General features: G+C 58.2%; 15 protein-coding genes. 7 read left to right on the forward strand and 8 right to left on the reverse strand.

The annotated features are described in order from the left end of the window. Window positions 1-363 precede the first annotated feature (363 nt). The 3 genes from cysN to ACTJKV_RS03400 are packed head-to-tail and all read right to left on the reverse strand — an operon-like array spanning window position 364 to window position 3,592. Window positions 364-1,839, reverse strand: a complete 1,476-nt coding sequence (gene cysN, locus ACTJKV_RS03390; RefSeq protein WP_062599483.1) for a sulfate adenylyltransferase subunit CysN — start codon at window positions 1,837-1,839, stop codon at window positions 364-366. Further along, the gene (gene cysD / locus ACTJKV_RS03395; RefSeq protein WP_062425850.1) at window positions 1,839-2,792 is read right to left on the reverse strand and encodes a sulfate adenylyltransferase subunit CysD; all 954 of its coding nucleotides are present in this window, start codon (window positions 2,790-2,792) and stop codon (window positions 1,839-1,841) included. Before cysD ends, cysN begins: the two co-directional genes overlap by 1 nt. 32 nt (window positions 2,793-2,824) lie before the next feature. Next, on the reverse strand, window positions 2,825-3,592 hold the full coding sequence (locus ACTJKV_RS03400) for a phosphoadenylyl-sulfate reductase (RefSeq protein ID WP_274103894.1): 768 nt from the start codon (window positions 3,590-3,592) through the stop codon (window positions 2,825-2,827). 534 nt (window positions 3,593-4,126) lie between these two features. On the opposite strand from ACTJKV_RS03400, the gene ACTJKV_RS03405 reads away from it, so the two are divergent. The 4 genes from ACTJKV_RS03405 (at window position 4,127) to ACTJKV_RS03420 (ending at window position 8,054) form a co-directional block, all read left to right on the forward strand. Then, window positions 4,127-5,152, forward strand: a complete 1,026-nt coding sequence (locus ACTJKV_RS03405) for a sulfate ABC transporter substrate-binding protein (RefSeq protein ID WP_062425847.1) — start codon at window positions 4,127-4,129, stop codon at window positions 5,150-5,152. Window positions 5,153-5,282: 130 nt separating this feature from the next. After that, window positions 5,283-6,140 (forward strand): sulfate ABC transporter permease subunit CysT, encoded by an 858-nt coding sequence (cysT, locus tag ACTJKV_RS03410; RefSeq protein ID WP_062438305.1) that lies wholly within the window; start codon window positions 5,283-5,285, stop codon window positions 6,138-6,140. After that, on the forward strand, window positions 6,133-7,005 hold the full coding sequence (cysW, locus tag ACTJKV_RS03415; protein ID WP_274103893.1) for a sulfate ABC transporter permease subunit CysW: 873 nt from the start codon (window positions 6,133-6,135) through the stop codon (window positions 7,003-7,005). Before cysT ends, cysW begins: the two co-directional genes overlap by 8 nt. A gap of 11 nt (window positions 7,006-7,016) precedes the next feature. After that, entirely contained in the window at window positions 7,017-8,054 is a 1,038-nt protein-coding gene (locus ACTJKV_RS03420) for a sulfate/molybdate ABC transporter ATP-binding protein (protein WP_274103892.1), read from the forward strand. A 457-nt stretch (window positions 8,055-8,511) separates the two neighbouring features. On the opposite strand, the gene ACTJKV_RS03425 is transcribed toward ACTJKV_RS03420, so the two are convergent. From ACTJKV_RS03425 to ACTJKV_RS03435, 3 genes are all read right to left on the reverse strand, one after another. Continuing rightward, window positions 8,512-9,498, reverse strand: coding sequence for an NAD(P)H-quinone oxidoreductase (locus ACTJKV_RS03425; RefSeq protein WP_062438297.1), 987 nt, complete (start codon window positions 9,496-9,498; stop codon window positions 8,512-8,514). A gap of 105 nt (window positions 9,499-9,603) precedes the next feature. After that, window positions 9,604-11,352 carry a GGDEF domain-containing protein gene (locus tag ACTJKV_RS03430; RefSeq protein ID WP_376782220.1) on the reverse strand — a complete coding sequence of 583 codons (1,749 nt, stop codon included), beginning with the start codon at window positions 11,350-11,352 and terminating at the stop codon, window positions 9,604-9,606. 213 nt (window positions 11,353-11,565) lie between these two features. Beyond that, window positions 11,566-11,793 (reverse strand): ribbon-helix-helix domain-containing protein, encoded by a 228-nt coding sequence (locus ACTJKV_RS03435; RefSeq protein ID WP_113326864.1) that lies wholly within the window; start codon window positions 11,791-11,793, stop codon window positions 11,566-11,568. A gap of 282 nt (window positions 11,794-12,075) precedes the next feature. Between ACTJKV_RS03435 and betI the strand changes: the two genes are divergently transcribed. From betI to betA, 3 genes are all read left to right on the forward strand, one after another. After that, window positions 12,076-12,687, forward strand: a complete 612-nt coding sequence (betI, locus tag ACTJKV_RS03440) for a transcriptional regulator BetI (protein WP_274103891.1) — start codon at window positions 12,076-12,078, stop codon at window positions 12,685-12,687. A 17-nt stretch (window positions 12,688-12,704) separates the two neighbouring features. After that, a complete protein-coding gene (gene betB / locus ACTJKV_RS03445; protein WP_440598480.1) occupies window positions 12,705-14,168 on the forward strand; it encodes a betaine-aldehyde dehydrogenase in 1,464 nt (487 codons plus the stop codon). Between the two features lie 100 nt (window positions 14,169-14,268). Beyond that, entirely contained in the window at window positions 14,269-15,921 is a 1,653-nt protein-coding gene (gene betA, locus ACTJKV_RS03450; RefSeq protein WP_440598444.1) for a choline dehydrogenase, read from the forward strand. A gap of 64 nt (window positions 15,922-15,985) precedes the next feature. Here betA and ACTJKV_RS03455 read toward each other — a convergent pair whose 3' ends face one another. Both ACTJKV_RS03455 and ACTJKV_RS03460 read right to left on the reverse strand, forming a co-directional pair. Further along, window positions 15,986-16,285: a type II toxin-antitoxin system RelE/ParE family toxin gene (locus tag ACTJKV_RS03455; RefSeq protein ID WP_440598445.1), complete on the reverse strand. Its 300-nt coding sequence runs from the start codon at window positions 16,283-16,285 to the stop codon at window positions 15,986-15,988. Continuing rightward, window positions 16,282-16,563, reverse strand: a complete 282-nt coding sequence (locus tag ACTJKV_RS03460; RefSeq protein ID WP_440598446.1) for a YlcI/YnfO family protein — start codon at window positions 16,561-16,563, stop codon at window positions 16,282-16,284. Before ACTJKV_RS03460 ends, ACTJKV_RS03455 begins: the two co-directional genes overlap by 4 nt. Window positions 16,564-16,590: the final 27 nt, after the last annotated feature.

Raw genomic sequence — 16,590 nt, forward strand, 5'->3', positions numbered from 1 at the left:
CGCGCTGCTGCTCTGGGGTTCGTGATAATCCGCGCGAACACAATCCATAGCGCCGTGTTGCGTAGCGCATTTAATGCCTGCGACGTACGAGTCGCTTCTCCTTCTGTGGCATCCAACAATAGGTTTGCCGGACAGTTGCATCCATCGGGTATGGGAGATATCGATTCTTTTTGGAACACGCAGAAGTCGCAGACGTTTTCCCCTCGACAAACAGGAGGAGATGTCATGCTAAAAGGATTGCTGTTGTGGGCGCTGGGCGTCCCGTTTTTTGTCGTCGTTCTGCTTTGGATGTTTGTGTTCTAAGCACCACAGAGACGATCATGGAATCGAAAAAGGCGCCGGGACAATCCGGCGCCTTTTCGTTTATTCCAGCTCGTCCAGAAGTCTGGATGCGGATTTTGCATTCGTCCTTCGAATTTCGATCTCATCACGCCTGGACGCGAGCAATTCACCAGCGAGCAGCGCTTCCGCAAGATCGGCGGGGAGCGAGAGGATGACGCGTTCGCCGTCGGAAATCTTGCCCGTGTCGCTACGCTTGCCGACAATCATGCCGCCCGCCACCGTGTTGTTGGTGTCCGGATCGATCAGGATGAAGGAGCCCGTGGAGCGGTTCTGCTCGTAAGGGTCGAAAATCGCCGTTTCGTCAAAGCTCAGGCGTACCTTGCCGATGGCGTTCATCGGCAGTGTTTCGGCATGGGCCTGCCAGTGGCCGTTTTTCAGGTCCAACTGGGTGACCGGCTGAACGCTGACGCGCTGGCGGCGGCTGCCGCTCTTGAGCCAGTAGCGCTTGTTCGGCTCGATGCCACCCGGCTGCAGTGCGACGATCTGCGCGTCGAAAGCGAGACCCGTCTGGGGTTGGGCGTCGATGGACACGATCATGTCGCCGCGCGAGACATCGACCTGACGATCGAGAACCAGCGTGATCGCGTCACCGGCAACGGCAGCATTGCGCACCAGATCGAAGGTGACGATCTGCTTGACGTTGGCCACCATGCCCGATGGCAGGATGACGACAGAGTCACCAGGCTTCACAGCGCCGCCAGCCACGGTGCCTTGATAGCCGCGGAAGCTTTCGCCTGGGCGAGAGACGCGCTGAACGGGCAGGCGGAAGCCGCCTGTCTGGGTGGAGCGAACCGTTGCAAGCTCCAGCGTCTCGACGAGCGTCGGGCCATCATACCAAGGCATGGAGGCCTTGCCGGAGAGAACGACATTCTCGCCCTTCAGCGCCGACATCGGAATGGCGACGATCTGCTTGATGCCGAGCGACAGAGCAAATTCCTTGAAGTCGTGCGCGATCAGCTCAAAACCGGCCTTGTCGTAATTGGTCAGGTCGATCTTGTTGACCGCGAGCACGAACTGGCGAATGCCCATCAGCGCCGCGATCGTGGCGTGACGGCGCGTCTGTTCCAGAATTCCGGTGCGGGCGTCCACCAGAAGCACCGCAAGATCGGCGGTGGAGGCACCGGTTGCCATGTTGCGGGTATATTGCTCGTGTCCGGGCGTATCCGCGACGATGAAGGCACGCTTGTCGGTGGCGAAATAGCGATAAGCGACATCGATGGTGATGCCCTGTTCGCGCTCGGCCTGGAGACCGTCGAGAAGCAGCGCGAAATCGGGGAGGCCGAGGTCGTTCTGCTTACCGCTGTCGCGTCTCAGCGTTGCGGCCTGGTCTTCCTTCACCGCCTTGGTGTCCCAGAGCAGACGGCCGATCAGTGTCGACTTGCCGTCATCCACGCTGCCGCAGGTGATGAGGCGAAGCGGTCTTGTATCCTTGACGGCTTTCGCCGGCTCGACGAAGGGCAGGATGGTGGCGGATTGCGCCGTGGAGGTCTGTGTCATCAGAAGTAGCCCTCGCGCTTTTTCTTTTCCATGGAACCCGACTGGTCGCGGTCGATGGCGCGGCCCTGTCGTTCGGAGACGGTGGCGATCTCAAGCTCGGCGATGACCTCGTCCAGCGTCGTGGCCTCGGAATGGATCGCGCCCGTCAGCGGGAAGCAGCCGAGTGTGCGGAAGCGGATCGAATCATATTTCACTTCTTCGCCGGGCTGCAGTTCCAGCCGTTCGTCTTCGGCCAGGATCATCATGCCATCGCGCTCGATATAGGGGCGCTCCTTGGCGTAGTAGAGCGGAACAAGCGGGATGTTTTCCGCCTGGATGTAGCGCCAGATATCGACTTCCGTCCAGTTGGAGAGCGGGAAGGCGCGCACGCTCTCGCCCTGGCGCACCATGCCATTATAGATGTTCCAGAGTTCCGGACGCTGGTTGCGCGGGTCCCATTTGTGGTCGGGCGTGCGGAAGGAATAAATGCGCTCCTTGGCGCGGCTGGCTTCCTCGTCGCGGCGCGCGCCGCCGAAAGCGGCATCGAACTTGCCGGCGTCGAGCGCCTGACGCAGTGCTTCCGTCTTCATGATGTCGGTGTAGAGCGCAGAGCCATGGGTAAATGGCGTCACATTCTCTGCAGCACCACGCGGGTTGGTGTGCGAGATCAGATCCAGATCGTATTCCTTGACGATATTGTCGCGAAATTCGATCATTTCCTTGAACTTCCAGCCGGTATTGACGTGCAGAAGCGGGAAGGGGATGCGGCCCGGAAAGAACGCCTTGCGCGCCAGATGCAGCAGCACGGAGGAATCCTTGCCGATGGAGTAGAGCATCACGGGACGCTCGAACTCTGCGGCAACTTCACGAAAAATATGGATGGCTTCGTTTTCGAGGGCTTTCAGATGGGGATCGAGCGGCTGCTTGGGTGTGCTGACGCTGGTGCCTTCCGTTTCCGGAACTGCATTGGACATTTTAAACTCCGGCAATGTACTGAATTGAACTGTTAGTTTTGTGGGGCGGGACTGATCGAGCTTTGCGCGGCTTCAGCCACATGCAGACCGCATTCGCGCTTCTCGTCATTTTCCCACCACCAGCGACCGGCACGCTCTGGTTCGCCGGGCTTGATGGCGCGGGTACAGGGCTCACAGCCGATAGACGGGTAACCGCGTGCATGGAGAGGATTGACGGGAATATTCTCCGCCGCGACATGGGCCTTGATCGCATCGATGTCCCAGTCCGCAAGCGGGTTGATCTTGATGAGGTTGCGCTCGGCATCATACTCGGCAAACGGCGTTGAGGCTCGATTGCCTGATTGCCCCCGGCGCAGGCCGGTTATCCAGAAACCGGCGCCTTCAAGCGCTTTGGCAAGCGGAATGAGCTTGCGCACATGGCAGCAGGCGTGACGCGCTTCCACGCTTTCATAGAAGCCGTTCAGCCCGTATTTCGCCGCATAGGCGTCGATGTCGTCCTGTTCGGGATGGAAACGGGTAATGGTGATCCCATACCGATCTTCGGTCTCGTCGATCAGGCGGACGGTTTCGGCAAAGAGACGCCCGGTCTCAAGCGTCGCCACGTCGATCGGCAGACGATGCGTGCCGATCGCTGCGGTAATCACCTGATCTTCGATGCCGAGGCTGGTCGTAAAGACTGAACGCGATCCAAGACCCGCGACGAAGGCCAGTCTCTCCGCAAGGGAAAGATCCTTCAAGGTCGCATCGAGCGAGCTCACATCCTGTAGGGAAAGGGTCTGCGGAGGCGTGTTGATCGTCATTTCTCGATTCCGAAACTTTACTGTCTCGATAATCTTCGAAAGGCGTCATCTTTTACAGAAACGCGCGTGCTTCTGTCGGTCGCTCGCGAGCAAATATCTCTCCTGCGACGACGTTACGCGCAAAAGACTCCCAAGAGGACAAGATAGCTCCCAAACCAATCCTGGCAATAAAACCTCAACCGTCTCGAATTGCAAGAGGATCAAGATATTTTCTGTAATTTTTGTAGAATATTGCTGGGTGCTGTTCTCATTCTTTCGTTTGAGGTCGTCGGCGACCAGCCCATTTTCGCGCAATACCATTCCGGTAACATAATTTTTGCGTGCAAGAAGTCGTCAAAGAGGGCAAGATTGCGAACTGGTTTTGCGCGTTGAGGGATTTCCGCGCATGAGTTGTTGCGTCGATCTTTCGCATCGCGGCGTTTTTCTTATTGCCGTAGCATGCCGCAGGGAAACACTTTTGCGAATAAATCGCAGCTGATTGACCGTAAGTTCTTAAACGCTACTGTGAAGCCGTACGCATCCAGGAGGGTAGTGATGTCGAAATTTCTTTCCAGCCTCAGCGCCATTGCGCTCAGCCTGTCAGTCACATTGGGTGCAGTCGGGCCGGCACTGGCCGACACAAAGCTCTTGAACGTGTCCTATGATCCGACGCGCGAGCTTTACAAGGATTTCAACGAGGCCTTCGCCAAGAAGTGGAAGGCCGATACGGGTGAGGATGTCAGCATCCAGCAGTCGCATGGCGGCTCGGGCAAGCAGGCCCGCTCGGTCATCGACGGTCTCGAGGCCGATGTCGTCACGCTGGCGCTCCAGAGCGATATCGACGCCATCGTCAAGAACAGCGGCAAGATCAATCCCGATTGGCGCACCCGTCTGCCGCATAATTCTTCGCCCTATACGTCCACCATCGTCTTCCTCGTCCGCAAGGGCAACCCGAAAGGCATCCACAATTGGGGTGATCTGGTGAAGGGCGATGTGCAGATCGTCACGCCAAACCCCAAGACGTCGGGTGGCGCACGCTGGAACTATCTCGCGGCCTGGGCCTGGGCGAATGAAGAATTCAAGGGCGACCAGGAAAAGATCAAGGCCTATGTCGGCGATCTCTACAAGCGCGCCCCGGTGCTCGATACCGGTGCTCGCGGTTCGACAGTCACCTTCGCACAGCGTCAGATCGGTGATGTTCTGCTGGCATGGGAAAACGAGGCCTATCTTGCGGGCCAGGAATTTGGCGAAAATGCCTTCGATATCGTCGTCCCGCCGATCTCGATCCTGGCGGAACCGCCGGTGGCCGTGGTTGACGCCAATGTCGATGCCAAGGGTACGCGCAAGGTGGCAGAGGCCTATCTGCAATATCTCTACTCCGACGAGGGTCAGAATATTGCGGCCAAGCACTTCTATCGCCCAAGCAACCCATCTGTCGTCTCCAAGGATCTCTTGAAGCAACTGCCGGATATCAAGCTCGTCACGATCGACGATCCGATCTTTGGCGGATGGGCCAAGGCGCAGCCGGAACATTTCGGCGATGGCGGCATCTTCGACCAGATTTACAAGCCCGCCCAGTAAGTGGATGATGTGCGAACGTCCGGGTGGCCAAGTGCCGCCCGGCCTGGAGCAGAATGGATCGACTGGCTTCACCGCCGGTCGAAAGCGCGTATGATGGCTGGTTCAAGCCATTCGTTTACCCGGAGCATCGATGAGCAATACCCCATCGCAAAGCGGATGGAAGTGGCGTCAGTCTAGCGTCTTGCCAGGTTTCGGCCTGACGCTCGGTTACACGATTACCTATCTCTTTCTCATTATTCTCATTCCCCTCGGTGGCCTTATCTGGTCCACCGCCCATCTCGGATTTGCCGAGTTCGTCGCGATCGCCACCGATCGCAGAACCTTGAACGCGCTTCGTGTCAGTTTCGGCACGGCCTTCATCGCAGCACTCGTCAACGCCTTTTTCGGCGTCATCATCGCTTGGGTCCTTGTCCGCTATCGCTTTCCGGGTCGCCGCTTTGTCGATGCGATCGTGGATCTTCCCTTCGCGCTGCCGACCGCGGTTGCCGGCATTTCGCTGACGACGCTCTATTCCAATAGGGGCTGGATCGGTTCGCTGTTCGAACCGCTCGGCATCAAGATCGCCTTCACGCCGATCGGCATCGTCATTGCCCTGATCTTTATCGGCCTGCCCTTTGTCGTGCGCACGGTGCAGCCCGTCATGGAAGAGATCGACCGGCAGGTTGAGGAGGTTGCAGCGACGCTCGGTGCAAACCGTTTCCAGACGATTACCCGCATTCTGCTGCCGGGCCTCGTTCCCGCCATCCTCACGGGTTTCGCGCTCGCCTTTGCCCGCGGCGTCGGGGAATATGGCTCCGTCATCTTCATTGCGGGCAACATCCCCTATGTGTCGGAAATCGCCCCACTCCTGATCGTCATCCGCCTTGAAGAATTCAACTATGCGGGCGCGACGGGCATCGCCACAATCATGCTGATCATCTCCTTTGCGATGCTCTTCGTCATCAATCTCATTCAGGCCTGGAGCCGTAAGAGGTATGGTTATGCCTGATAAAGCTCAAACCCTCCCGTCCAGGCCGTTCCGCGATCCGGCAAGCGAGGGGCTGCCAGCAAAGCTTGCCCTTTTTCTTGTCGTCTTCCTGTTCTTGGCGCTCTTTCTCGTGCTGCCTCTGGTAGCCGTCTTCGTCGAAGCCTTCCGCAAAGGTATCGAATCCTTCTGGGAGGCGATCGTAGAGCCGGATGCGCTTGCCTCCATCCGCCTGACGCTTCTGGTCGCCGCCATCTCCGTGCCACTCAATCTGATCTTCGGCGTGGCAGCTGCCTGGGCCATCGCCAAGTTCGAGTTCAAGGGCAAGGCCTTCCTCATCACCTTGATCGACCTGCCGTTCTCGATCTCGCCGGTGATTTCCGGTCTCGTTTACGTCATCCTGTTTTCGTCCCACAGCGTGCTCGGGCCCTGGCTGAAGAGCTATGGCATCGAGGTTCTGTTCGCCGTGCCGGGCATCGTCCTTGCGACCATTTTCGTCACGTTTCCCTTCGTTGCCCGCGAACTGATCCCTCTCATGCAGGATCAGGGAACCGGCGACGAGGAGGCCGCGATTTCGCTTGGCGCCTCTGGCTGGCAGACCTTCTGGTATGTCACCTTGCCGAACATCAAATGGGGTCTACTCTACGGCGTGCTTCTGTGTAACGCCCGCGCTATGGGCGAATTCGGTGCCGTTTCAGTGGTGTCGGGCCATATTCGCGGCGAAACCAATACCATGCCGCTGCATATCGAAATTCTTTACAACGAGTACAATATGGGCGCCGCTTTTGCGGTGGCCACACTGCTGGCGGGACTGGCGCTCGTCACCCTTGTACTCAAAACCATTCTCGAAATACGCTTTGGCGCGGGCAACGCTGCCGGCAAGCATTGAAGGGCATATTCATGGAAGTGAAAGTTTCCGGCATCACCAAGCAGTTTGATCGCTTTCCAGCGTTGAACGACGTGTCGCTCAACATCCGCTCCGGCGAGTTGATTGCACTGCTGGGTCCTTCCGGCTCCGGCAAGACGACGCTTCTGCGTCTGATCGCCGGCCTTGAGCAGCCGACCGCCGGCCAGATTTTCTTTGGCGATGAGGATGCCTCCCACCGTTCCGTCCAGGAGCGCAATGTCGGCTTCGTTTTCCAGCATTACGCGCTGTTTCGTCACATGACGGTGGCGGAAAACATCGCCTTCGGCCTGAAGGTGCGACCCTCTGCAACACGGCCGGCTAAGTCGGAAATCCGCAAGCGCGTCTCGGACCTTTTGGACATGGTGCATCTGTCCGGGCTGGAAAGGCGCTATCCCAACCAGTTGTCCGGTGGCCAGCGCCAGCGTGTTGCGCTCGCCCGTGCCGTTGCCATTGAACCCCGTGTCTTGCTTTTGGACGAACCTTTCGGTGCGCTGGATGCCAAGGTGCGCAAGGAGCTTCGTCGTTGGCTTCGCGAATTTCACGACCGTACCGGCCACACGACCGTCTTCGTCACCCACGACCAGGAGGAGGCCCTGGAACTGGCAGACCGCGTGGTGGTGATGAGCCAAGGCAAGATCGAACAGGTCGGCACGGCGGATGATGTCTATGACACGCCGAATTCCCCCTTCGTCTTCTCCTTCATCGGCGAATCGTCCAACCTTCCGGTCAAGGTCCAGAACGGCCAAGTCGTGTTTCAGGGAGAGAGCATCGGCCTCGCTGAGACCGGAGACGGGGAGGGCGACCTGTTCTTCCGTCCGGAAGACGTGGTGCTGACGAATGAGCGAGACGCACTTTACGGGAAGGTGACCACCTGTCGCCGCCTGGCCGGCACGCGCATTGCGGAAATCGATATCGCCAATAATGGACACGAACCCTATCATCTCGAAATCGAGGTGCCGCTGGATGCCTCTGTTTCCGTTGGCAACGACGTGCGCTTTCGTCCTACTCGTTGGCGGGTTTTCAGAACGTAAAAAGTAGAAAAGGAAAAGGGCCGCTTCGAGCGGCCCTTCCATGAGTTTGGTCATTGTCTCAGACCCGAAACGTTTTGCAACGCTTCGAAGGGAAGGCGGATCAGGCCGAGGGCTGCCTCGTCAAAATCAAATCCTTTCCATTGCCTGCTGCCAAGACCGAAATCTCATTAGACATTGGATCACCTTCCTTTCTCTACGTTGAACATAGTATGAAGGTAATCCGATTCGCGCCGATTGCAAGAGGGCGCGTTTATATCGATGCCGCCAGCCGAACAAGCCCCGATAGAGCGCTGTGCGTCCTATTCGACGCGCAAAGGGCGCCCCATCTCTTTTGATCTACGCATCGTGCTTTCCGAGAATCGACTCCGATTTTCGGGCCGATGCTGTAGCCCGCAAACGGCTGTGCGGTGCCGGAAAAGCTTTCAAGCCCGCCGGCGCCTAGCTCAAATCTCTGATATTACTCGCTGATACGCATCACGATCTTGCCGATATGGCTGCTGCTTTCCATCAGCCTATGGCCTTCCGAAACCTGATCGAAGTCGATCACGTCATGAATGACAGGGGCCACCTTGCCGGCTTCGAGCAGCGGCCAAACCTGCTCGACGAGTTCATCGCGAATGGCGCGTTTCTCGTCAGCCGTGCGTGGCCGCATGGTGGAGCCGGTGACGGTGAGGCGTTTGACCATGATGGGGCGTAAGTCCACCTTCTCGGCAATCGTACCGCCGAGGAACGCGATCATGGACAGGCAGCCGTCCTTGGCAAGCGAGGCGATGTTTTTTTCAAAGTAGGATGCGCCGATCATGTCGAGAATGACATCCACGCCCTTGCCGCCGGTCGCGTCCTTGATGACGGCGGCGAAGTCCTCTTGTTTGTAGTTGATCGCCCGCTTGGCGCCAAGCGTCTCGCAGGCGTCACATTTCTCCTTCGAACCTGCCGTGGTGTAGACCTCGGCACCAAAGGCCTTTGCAAGCTGGATTGCCGTGGTGCCGATACCGCTGCTGCCGCCATGGATAAGGACACTTTCGCCTTCCGTCAGGCCTGCCATCTGGAAAAGGTTGGCCCAGACGGTGAAGAAGGTTTCCGGCACCGCCGCCGCCTTCACCGCATCATAACCTTTGGGGAAGGGCAGGGCCTGGCCAGCGGGCACGACGCAATATTCGGCGTAGCCTCCGCCATTGGCAAGCGCGCAGACCCGGTCGCCAACTTGGAAATCGCTGACGCCTTCACCTAGCGCGACGACTTCACCGGCAACTTCAAGACCGAGAACGGGGCTTGCATCTTTCGGCGCGGGATAGTTTCCCTGACGCTGCGCCACATCCGGGCGGTTGATCCCTGCTGCCTGAACCTTGACTAGAAGTTCCCCGGCCTTGGGTGAGGGCAAAGGCCCGTTTGAAAACGTCATGACCTCAGGTCCGCCAAAGTTGGGCAGATCGACAAAACGCATGGTGGACGGCAGTGACACGGGTGGCCTCCTCAAAGCTTTCTTACGGTCCGCTAAACTTAGGTGACCCGTGTGGCTTATGAAAGAAGGCGTAATGCCGCTCCCCCCCTATTTCATTTCGCCATGGCTGCAGATGACGAGACCGGCATCGCTTTCCTTGGCCGCCTTCTTGATGTTGGCGATTTCGGCGCCAATCCCCTCGGGATTGCCGATCAACATGCCCTTGGGCAGTTGAAGAACGCCGATGGAGCAACGCAGAAGCGCAAATTCCCGCTCGTTGCCGAAGCGGTCGAAGCCCTTGATCTGTCCAGCGAGACGATCTTCTTCCGAATAAAGCGAGATGACGTCGTCGTGGAAATCGCTGAGCAACCGCTCCAGAATTTCCGTAACCTCGTCCTTCGTCCAGTCGCGAACGCCGATGAAAAAATCATCGCCGCCGATATGGCCGAGGAAGCAGTCGCCGGAGAAGAAGTATCGTTTCATCAGCGCCGAGAACAGGCTGATCGCGTGGTCGCCGACATGGAAGCCGTATTTGTCGTTAAAGGGTTTGAAGTTGTCGAAATCGCAATAGCAGAAGAAGCGATCCTCATCGCTGTCGCGGCAGGATTCCTCGATGAAGCCGCTGATCGCACGGTTGCCGGGAAGCGCCGTCAGGGGGTTCTGCTCCTGTGCCAGCTTTAATTGTTTTTCGTTGATGACCTTGATCAGCGAGGCGGCCGAGACGACGCCGACATAGCGCATGTTTTCGGTGAGGATGACGCAGGCGCTGCCGCCCATATTGGCGAAGATATTCATCAGCCGATCCGCATCCGCATCCAGCCCGACGATCGGGGCGCGATCGACAAAATGCGAGATCGTCCGCTCATAGACCTTGTTCTTCAAGAGATCGCGGCCAAAGGGCTGATAGATGTATTCCTTCAGATGATACTCGTTGATCACCCCGCGCGGTTCGCCATTGGCGTTGAGAACTGGAAAGAAAGCCTGCTCCGGATTGCGGCGGAAGAGTTCGAAGACGCTGTCGATGCTGTCGTTCTCATAGACAGTGGGCAGGTGCTCGATCTGGCGGCGGATCAGGATCTCGTCGAGTGTCTGACGATTGCGCCGGTTTTCGCCGAGAATTTGGAGATGCGGAAACGATGTCTGCAATTCCTTGACGAAGGTCGTGGGGCGAGAGACGAACCAGCCTTGGACCAGATCGACGCCCATCTCCCGGCAGGCGAGGAATTCACCTTCCGTCTCGATGCCTTCGGCAATGACGCGCACGCCGAGCACATGGGCGATGTTGACGATGTTCTTGACCATGTGCCGCTTGCGCGGATTGCGCTCGACGTCCTGGATGAAGTAGCGGTCGATTTTCAGATAATCGACGTCGAAATCGCAAAGCAGCTTCATCTCGCCGTGGCCGACGCCAAAATCGTCGATGGCGAGCTTGAAGCCTTCCTTGCGCATGCGGTTGATCAGGGTACTGAATTCCGGCACGCTGGTATTGTCGAAGCGTTCCGACAGCTCGAAGCAGATGGAGGAGGGCGGGATCTTTGCCTGCGCCAATTGTTCCAGCAGCTTGTCGACAATGATGTCGCCGTGGGGAATGAGCCTGACATCGAGGTTGAGAAACAGCGTGGCGGAGGCCAAATCCGGAAGCGTGGAAAACTTGGCGAGTGCGCGGCTCGCAATCATCTTCTCCAGTTCGATGAGCTGGCCGTCCGCTTCGACATGATCGAGAAGTTCGAGAGGGTTGGAAAAGCCGATGCGGTCATATCCGCGCATCAGGGATTCATAACCGAAGACGGTGCCGGTCGTCGCTTCGACGATCGGCTGGAAGGCGCATTCGAGCACCAGCTTTGCCATGGAAATCATCTGGCCGCTGGAAAACCGTCTTATGATATTTGGCTCGGCACTTATCGACACCACGCGTTTTCTCCACCATTGCAGGATCGTTTGCAGCAATCCTGCCCGACCCTATGTTTTTAGGCGGGAGTGTGGAGAGAACTCCTCAATGAAAACTTTACGGCAGATGAAACTTTGGTGACAGTTTCATGTCCGGTCAGGTGGCGTCAAATCAGATGTCGCTCAGCGTCTATGTGTGTTGTGGAAGGCATAGAGCTCCGCCACATTGACGGCCTCGCTATCGCTCTTCCGGCGCTCGACGAAGCCGCCCTTGTTTCTTTGCTGTGTCTCTGCCCAGAGCTTCAGCGCGGCGCGCACGACTTCGCTGCTGGAGGCGTAGGCACCGCAGGCCACGGCTTCGTGCATCTTCGCAGCCTGTTCCGGAGAGATCGATACGGTCAACACTGGCATGGTGGTCCTCCCTATTGCCAAGCTGCGGGATTTTTCCCGTCAGCCGCATTTGCCGTCGTAAACTCACTTTGCAGCATGTGCATATTCTGCGGATCGCAAGGCGGCGGTCGAATAGAACGTGAGAAGTTATTCTTGGTTCCCGCTAAAAACACTCAGAGCTAGAAGAGTGTCGAACACGTGATCGATCCTCTCATTGACATGGCGCAAACCAGGTGAAAACTCGTCGCATTTTTTATTGATTGATCAGTCAATCAATAATAAAAAAACCGAAAGGAGATCTGTATGCCCAAAGTCGGAATGGAGCCATTGCGGCGCAAAGCGCTGGTCGATGCAGCTCTACGCACCATAGGCCATCATGGTTCGCTGAATGTGACGATGTCGGACATCGCACGAGAGGCGGGGGTCTCGGCGGCCCTCGCGCACCATTACTTCGGCAGCAAGCAGCAACTCCTGCTGGAGACGATCCGCAGCCTGTTGCGGGATTTGCGGCGGGATGCTGTTGCGGCGTTGACTCGGGCGTCCGGCGCGCGCGAGCGCCTCAGCGCCATAGTGCGGGTGTCGTTTCAAAGCGACCAGTTCACCCAGGAAACGGTGGCGGCGTGGCTGGCCTTTTATGTCGAGGCGCAGCGCTCAGAGGAAACCCGCCGTCTTCTCGTCGTCTATACCAAGCGCCTTCGCTCCAACATCATGAATAGCCTCGGTCGTCTTTGCCCGCCCGACGACGCGGCAAGGATCGCCGAAGGGGCAGCGGCCCTGATCGACGGGCTTTATATTCGCCACAGTCTGCATGCCGCACCGCTTGGCATCTCCGCCGCGGGCGCTCTGGTCGAAGATTACTTCGACGTGCAGCTGAAACGCTTTCTGGACAACAAGCCGTCCACCCGCATTCTTTAAGGACACTGATCATGACGTTGAAAGCCCAGCCGAAAGCCTCGCACTTCATCGATGGCGACTATGTTGAAGATGATAAGGGAACGCTGATCGAAAGCATCTATCCGGCGACCGGTGAAGTCATCGCGCGCCTTTATGCGGCGACCCCTGCCATTGTCGAGCGAGCAATCGCCTCGGCGAAGCGCGCGCAGAAAGAATGGGCTGCGATGAGCCCGACGGCACGCGGGCGTATCCTGCGCCGTGCTGCAGACATTATGCGCGAGCGCAACCGCGAGCTTTCTGAACTTGAAACGCTCGACACCGGCAAGCCTATTCAGGAAACCATCGTTGCTGATCCGACCTCCGGGGCTGATTGCTTCGAATTCTTTGGCGGCATCGCGCCGTCTGCGCTGAACGGCGATTACATTCCGCTCGGCGGCGATTTTGCCTATACCAAGCGTGTCCCGCTTGGTGTCTGCTTCGGTATCGGCGCCTGGAACTACCCCCAGCAGATCGCCTGCTGGAAGGCGGCGCCCGCGCTCATCGCCGGCAACGCCATGGTCTTCAAGCCATCGGAAAACACCCCGCTGGGGGCCTTGAAGATCGCCGAAATTCTCATCGAAGCGGGGCTACCGAAAGGTCTCTTCAATGTCATTCAGGGGGATCGCGATACCGGCCCGCTCCTCGTCAACCATCCAGATATCGCCAAGGTGTCATTGACTGGCTCGGTTCCCACGGGTCGCAAGGTCGCTGCCGCGGCTGCGGGCCATCTGAAGCATGTGACGATGGAACTTGGCGGCAAGTCGCCGCTCATCGTCTTCGACGACGCCGATATCGAAAGTGCGGTTGGCGGCGCCATGCTCGGCAATTTCTATTCCTCTGGGCAGGTCTGCTCCAATGGCACGCGCGTCTTCGTTCAGCGGGGTGCAAAACAACGTTTCCTCGACAATCTCAAGAGCCGCACCGACGCCATGATCATTGGCGACCCCATGGATGAGACAACCCAGATCGGCCCGCTCGTCTCGAAGGCGCAGCAGGAAAAGGTGCTGGCCTATATGGAGAAGGGCAAGGCCGAAGGCGCAACGCTCGTAAGCGGGGGCGGCATTCCCAACAATATCTCCGGCCAGGGCTATTACGTGCAGCCGACCGTCTTTGCCGATGTGAAGGACGACATGACCATTGCCCGCGAGGAGATCTTCGGGCCGGTGATGTGCGTGCTGGATTTCGACGATGAAGACGAGGTTGTCGCCCGCGCCAACGCGACCGAATTTGGCCTCGCGGGCGGCGTCTTCACGGCCGATCTGTCGCGTGCGCATCGCGTCGTCGACCAGTTGGAGGCCGGCACGCTCTGGATCAACACCTATAATCTGTGCCCGGTCGAAATGCCCTTCGGCGGCTCCAAGCAATCCGGCTTCGGCCGGGAAAATTCGGCCGCAGCCCTCAATCATTACAGTGAGTTGAAGACGATCTACGTGGCAACAGGCAAAGTCGAAGCGCCCTATTGATGGATACTCCCTTGGCTCAGGGAGTATCCAATCGATCCGGCTACCCGCCAGTCGCCTTTCGGCCCTGACGGCGGGTAATTAACACCAAGAGAGATAACAGATGCAGCAGGCAGATTTCGTCATTGTCGGTTCCGGGTCCGCTGGCTCAGCCATGGCCTATCGCCTGTCGGAAGACGGCAAGTATTCTGTCATCGTCATCGAGGCAGGCGGATCGGATTTCGGGCCATTCATCCAGATGCCGGCGGCACTGGCCTGGCCGATGAGCATGAAGCGCTACAATTGGGGCTATCTCTCCGAGCCGGAGCCGAATCTCAACAATCGCCGCATCACCGCCCCCCGCGGCAAGGTCATCGGCGGCTCGTCCTCCATCAACGGACTTGTCTATGTCCGTGGTCACGCGGAAGACTTCAACCGCTGGGAAGAACGGGGTGCGCAGGGCTGGGCCTATGCGGATGTGCTGCCATACTTCAAGCGCATGGAACATAGCCATGGCGGCGAGCAAGGCTGGCGTGGCACGGACGGGCCGCTGCATGTACAGCGTGGTCCGGTGAAGAACCCTCTCTTCCATGCCTTCATTCAGGCTGGCGCACAGGCAGGGTTCGAACTGACCGATGATTACAACGGTTCGAAGCAGGAGGGCTTCGGCCTGATGGAGCAGACGATCCATGACGGTCGTCGCTGGTCCGCAGCAAACGCGTATCTGAGGCCCGCTCTGAAGCGCGGTAATGTCACGCTCGTGCACGGCTTTGCGCGCAAGATCGTGATCGACAATGGCCGCGCGACAGGCGTCGAGATTGAACGCAAGGGTGCCGTCGAGACGATACGCGCAAACCGCGAAGTGATCGTTGCCGCCTCGTCCTTCAACTCGCCGAAACTGCTGATGCTCTCCGGCATCGGTCCGGCGCAGCATTTGCAGGACATGGGTATCGAGGTGAAAGTGGACCGTCCGGGCGTTGGTGCCAATCTGCAGGACCATATGGAATTCTACTTCCAGCAGGTCTCGACCAAGCCTGTATCGCTCTATTCATGGCTGCCATGGTTCTGGCAGGGCGTGGCGGGTGCGCAGTGGCTGATGACCAAGGGCGGGCTTGGTGCCTCCAACCAGTTCGAGGCCTGCGCCTTCCTGCGCTCCGCACCAGGATTGAAGCAGCCGGATATCCAGTTTCATTTCCTCCCCGTCGCCATTTCCTACGACGGCAAGGCCGCCGCCAAGAGCCATGGCTTCCAGGTGCATGTCGGCTACAACCTGTCGAAATCCCGCGGCGACGTTAAGCTTCGATCGTCCGATCCGAAGGACGACCCGGTGATCCGCTTCAACTATATGAGCCACGCAGAAGACTGGGAGAAATTCCGCCATTGCGTGCGCCTCACGCGCGAGATTTTCAGCCAGAAAGCCTTCGACGAGTTCCGCGGCCCGGAAATCCAGCCGGGCGAAAGTGTTCAGTCCGATGCGGAGATCGACGCCTTCCTGCGTGAACATCTGGAAAGCGCCTACCACCCCTGCGGCACCTGCCGGATGGGCGCCAAGGACGATCCTTTGGCGGTCGTCGATCCGCAATGCCGCGTTATTGGGGTCGAAGGCCTGCGCGTGGCGGATAGTTCGATCTTCCCGCATGTGACCTATGGCAACCTCAATGCACCGTCGATCATGACAGGAGAAAAGGCCGCGGATCATATTCTCGGTCGACAGCCACCGCCGCGGTCAAATCAGGAGCCCTGGGTCAATCCGCGGGCGGCGGTCAGCGATCGCTAGAGCTCCGCGCGTCCCTGTGGATGCGAAGTACGCTCTATCTTTTTGAAACCATGATGCGTAGGGGTCAATGATAGTCGTCTTCGCGCTGGTGGCGGACTGCGGCTATCGTAACGGTTTCCGGACCGTCGATACGGAAGAGAACCACATAACCTGATGAGCCGAATGGAACAAGGAGCTCGCGCATAACGCTGGTTCCACCATCCGCGCGGCGGCAGCTGAATGGAAAATCAACCAGAATACCAAGCCCTGCGCTTATTGCCCTTAGGGCCCGTTCGGCGGTCTCGATGTCATATTCGATCAGGTAATCGTAAATGCGATCAGAGTCTTCCAACGCTTCGGCGGTGTACCGGAGAGTATAAGTCATTTTTGCTTGGAAGCTCTCGCCGCTTTAGCGGCCTCAAGTTTCTGCCGCATCGAGGATAATACGTCCTCAGTCGTGTAATATACCCCTGTGCGTTCGGCATCCTCCAAAGACGCCAAACCTCTGGCGATGAATTCCGCCTGCGATTTGCGGATTTCCACCTGCTTGCGCACGGCCTCTTCGATGAAGCTGGACAGCGTCTCGCCCTCTCTGAGCACGCTTTGCGCTTTTTCTCGAAATTCCGGTTCGACCCGAAGCGGCGGCAGCGTCGCGCTTTTCATCGGAATGGCTCCTGCATTGCAATTGCG

It is taken from the genome of Agrobacterium sp. 22117 (assembly GCF_052045735.1).
Classification (GTDB): Bacteria; Pseudomonadota; Alphaproteobacteria; order Rhizobiales; family Rhizobiaceae; genus Agrobacterium; species Agrobacterium cavarae.

What these genes read in the sequence shown, in the direction of transcription:
- cysN (WP_062599483.1), bottom strand. Translation starts at nt 1,839, where the DNA reads ATGACACAGACCTCCACGGCGCAATCCGCCACCATCCTGCCCTTCGTC.
- cysD (WP_062425850.1), bottom strand. Translation starts at nt 2,792, where the DNA reads ATGTCCAATGCAGTTCCGGAAACGGAAGGCACCAGCGTCAGCACACCC.
- ACTJKV_RS03400 (WP_274103894.1), bottom strand. Translation starts at nt 3,592, where the DNA reads ATGACGATCAACACGCCTCCGCAGACCCTTTCCCTACAGGATGTGAGC.
- ACTJKV_RS03405 (WP_062425847.1), top strand. Translation starts at nt 4,127, where the DNA reads ATGTCGAAATTTCTTTCCAGCCTCAGCGCCATTGCGCTCAGCCTGTCA.
- cysT (WP_062438305.1), top strand. Translation starts at nt 5,283, where the DNA reads ATGAGCAATACCCCATCGCAAAGCGGATGGAAGTGGCGTCAGTCTAGC.
- cysW (WP_274103893.1), top strand. Translation starts at nt 6,133, where the DNA reads ATGCCTGATAAAGCTCAAACCCTCCCGTCCAGGCCGTTCCGCGATCCG.
- ACTJKV_RS03420 (WP_274103892.1), top strand. Translation starts at nt 7,017, where the DNA reads ATGGAAGTGAAAGTTTCCGGCATCACCAAGCAGTTTGATCGCTTTCCA.
- ACTJKV_RS03425 (WP_062438297.1), bottom strand. Translation starts at nt 9,498, where the DNA reads ATGCGTTTTGTCGATCTGCCCAACTTTGGCGGACCTGAGGTCATGACG.
- ACTJKV_RS03430 (WP_376782220.1), bottom strand. Translation starts at nt 11,352, where the DNA reads ATGATTTCCATGGCAAAGCTGGTGCTCGAATGCGCCTTCCAGCCGATC.
- ACTJKV_RS03435 (WP_113326864.1), bottom strand. Translation starts at nt 11,793, where the DNA reads ATGCCAGTGTTGACCGTATCGATCTCTCCGGAACAGGCTGCGAAGATG.
- betI (WP_274103891.1), top strand. Translation starts at nt 12,076, where the DNA reads ATGCCCAAAGTCGGAATGGAGCCATTGCGGCGCAAAGCGCTGGTCGAT.
- betA (WP_440598444.1), top strand. Translation starts at nt 14,269, where the DNA reads ATGCAGCAGGCAGATTTCGTCATTGTCGGTTCCGGGTCCGCTGGCTCA.
- ACTJKV_RS03455 (WP_440598445.1), bottom strand. Translation starts at nt 16,285, where the DNA reads ATGACTTATACTCTCCGGTACACCGCCGAAGCGTTGGAAGACTCTGAT.
- ACTJKV_RS03460 (WP_440598446.1), bottom strand. Translation starts at nt 16,563, where the DNA reads ATGAAAAGCGCGACGCTGCCGCCGCTTCGGGTCGAACCGGAATTTCGA.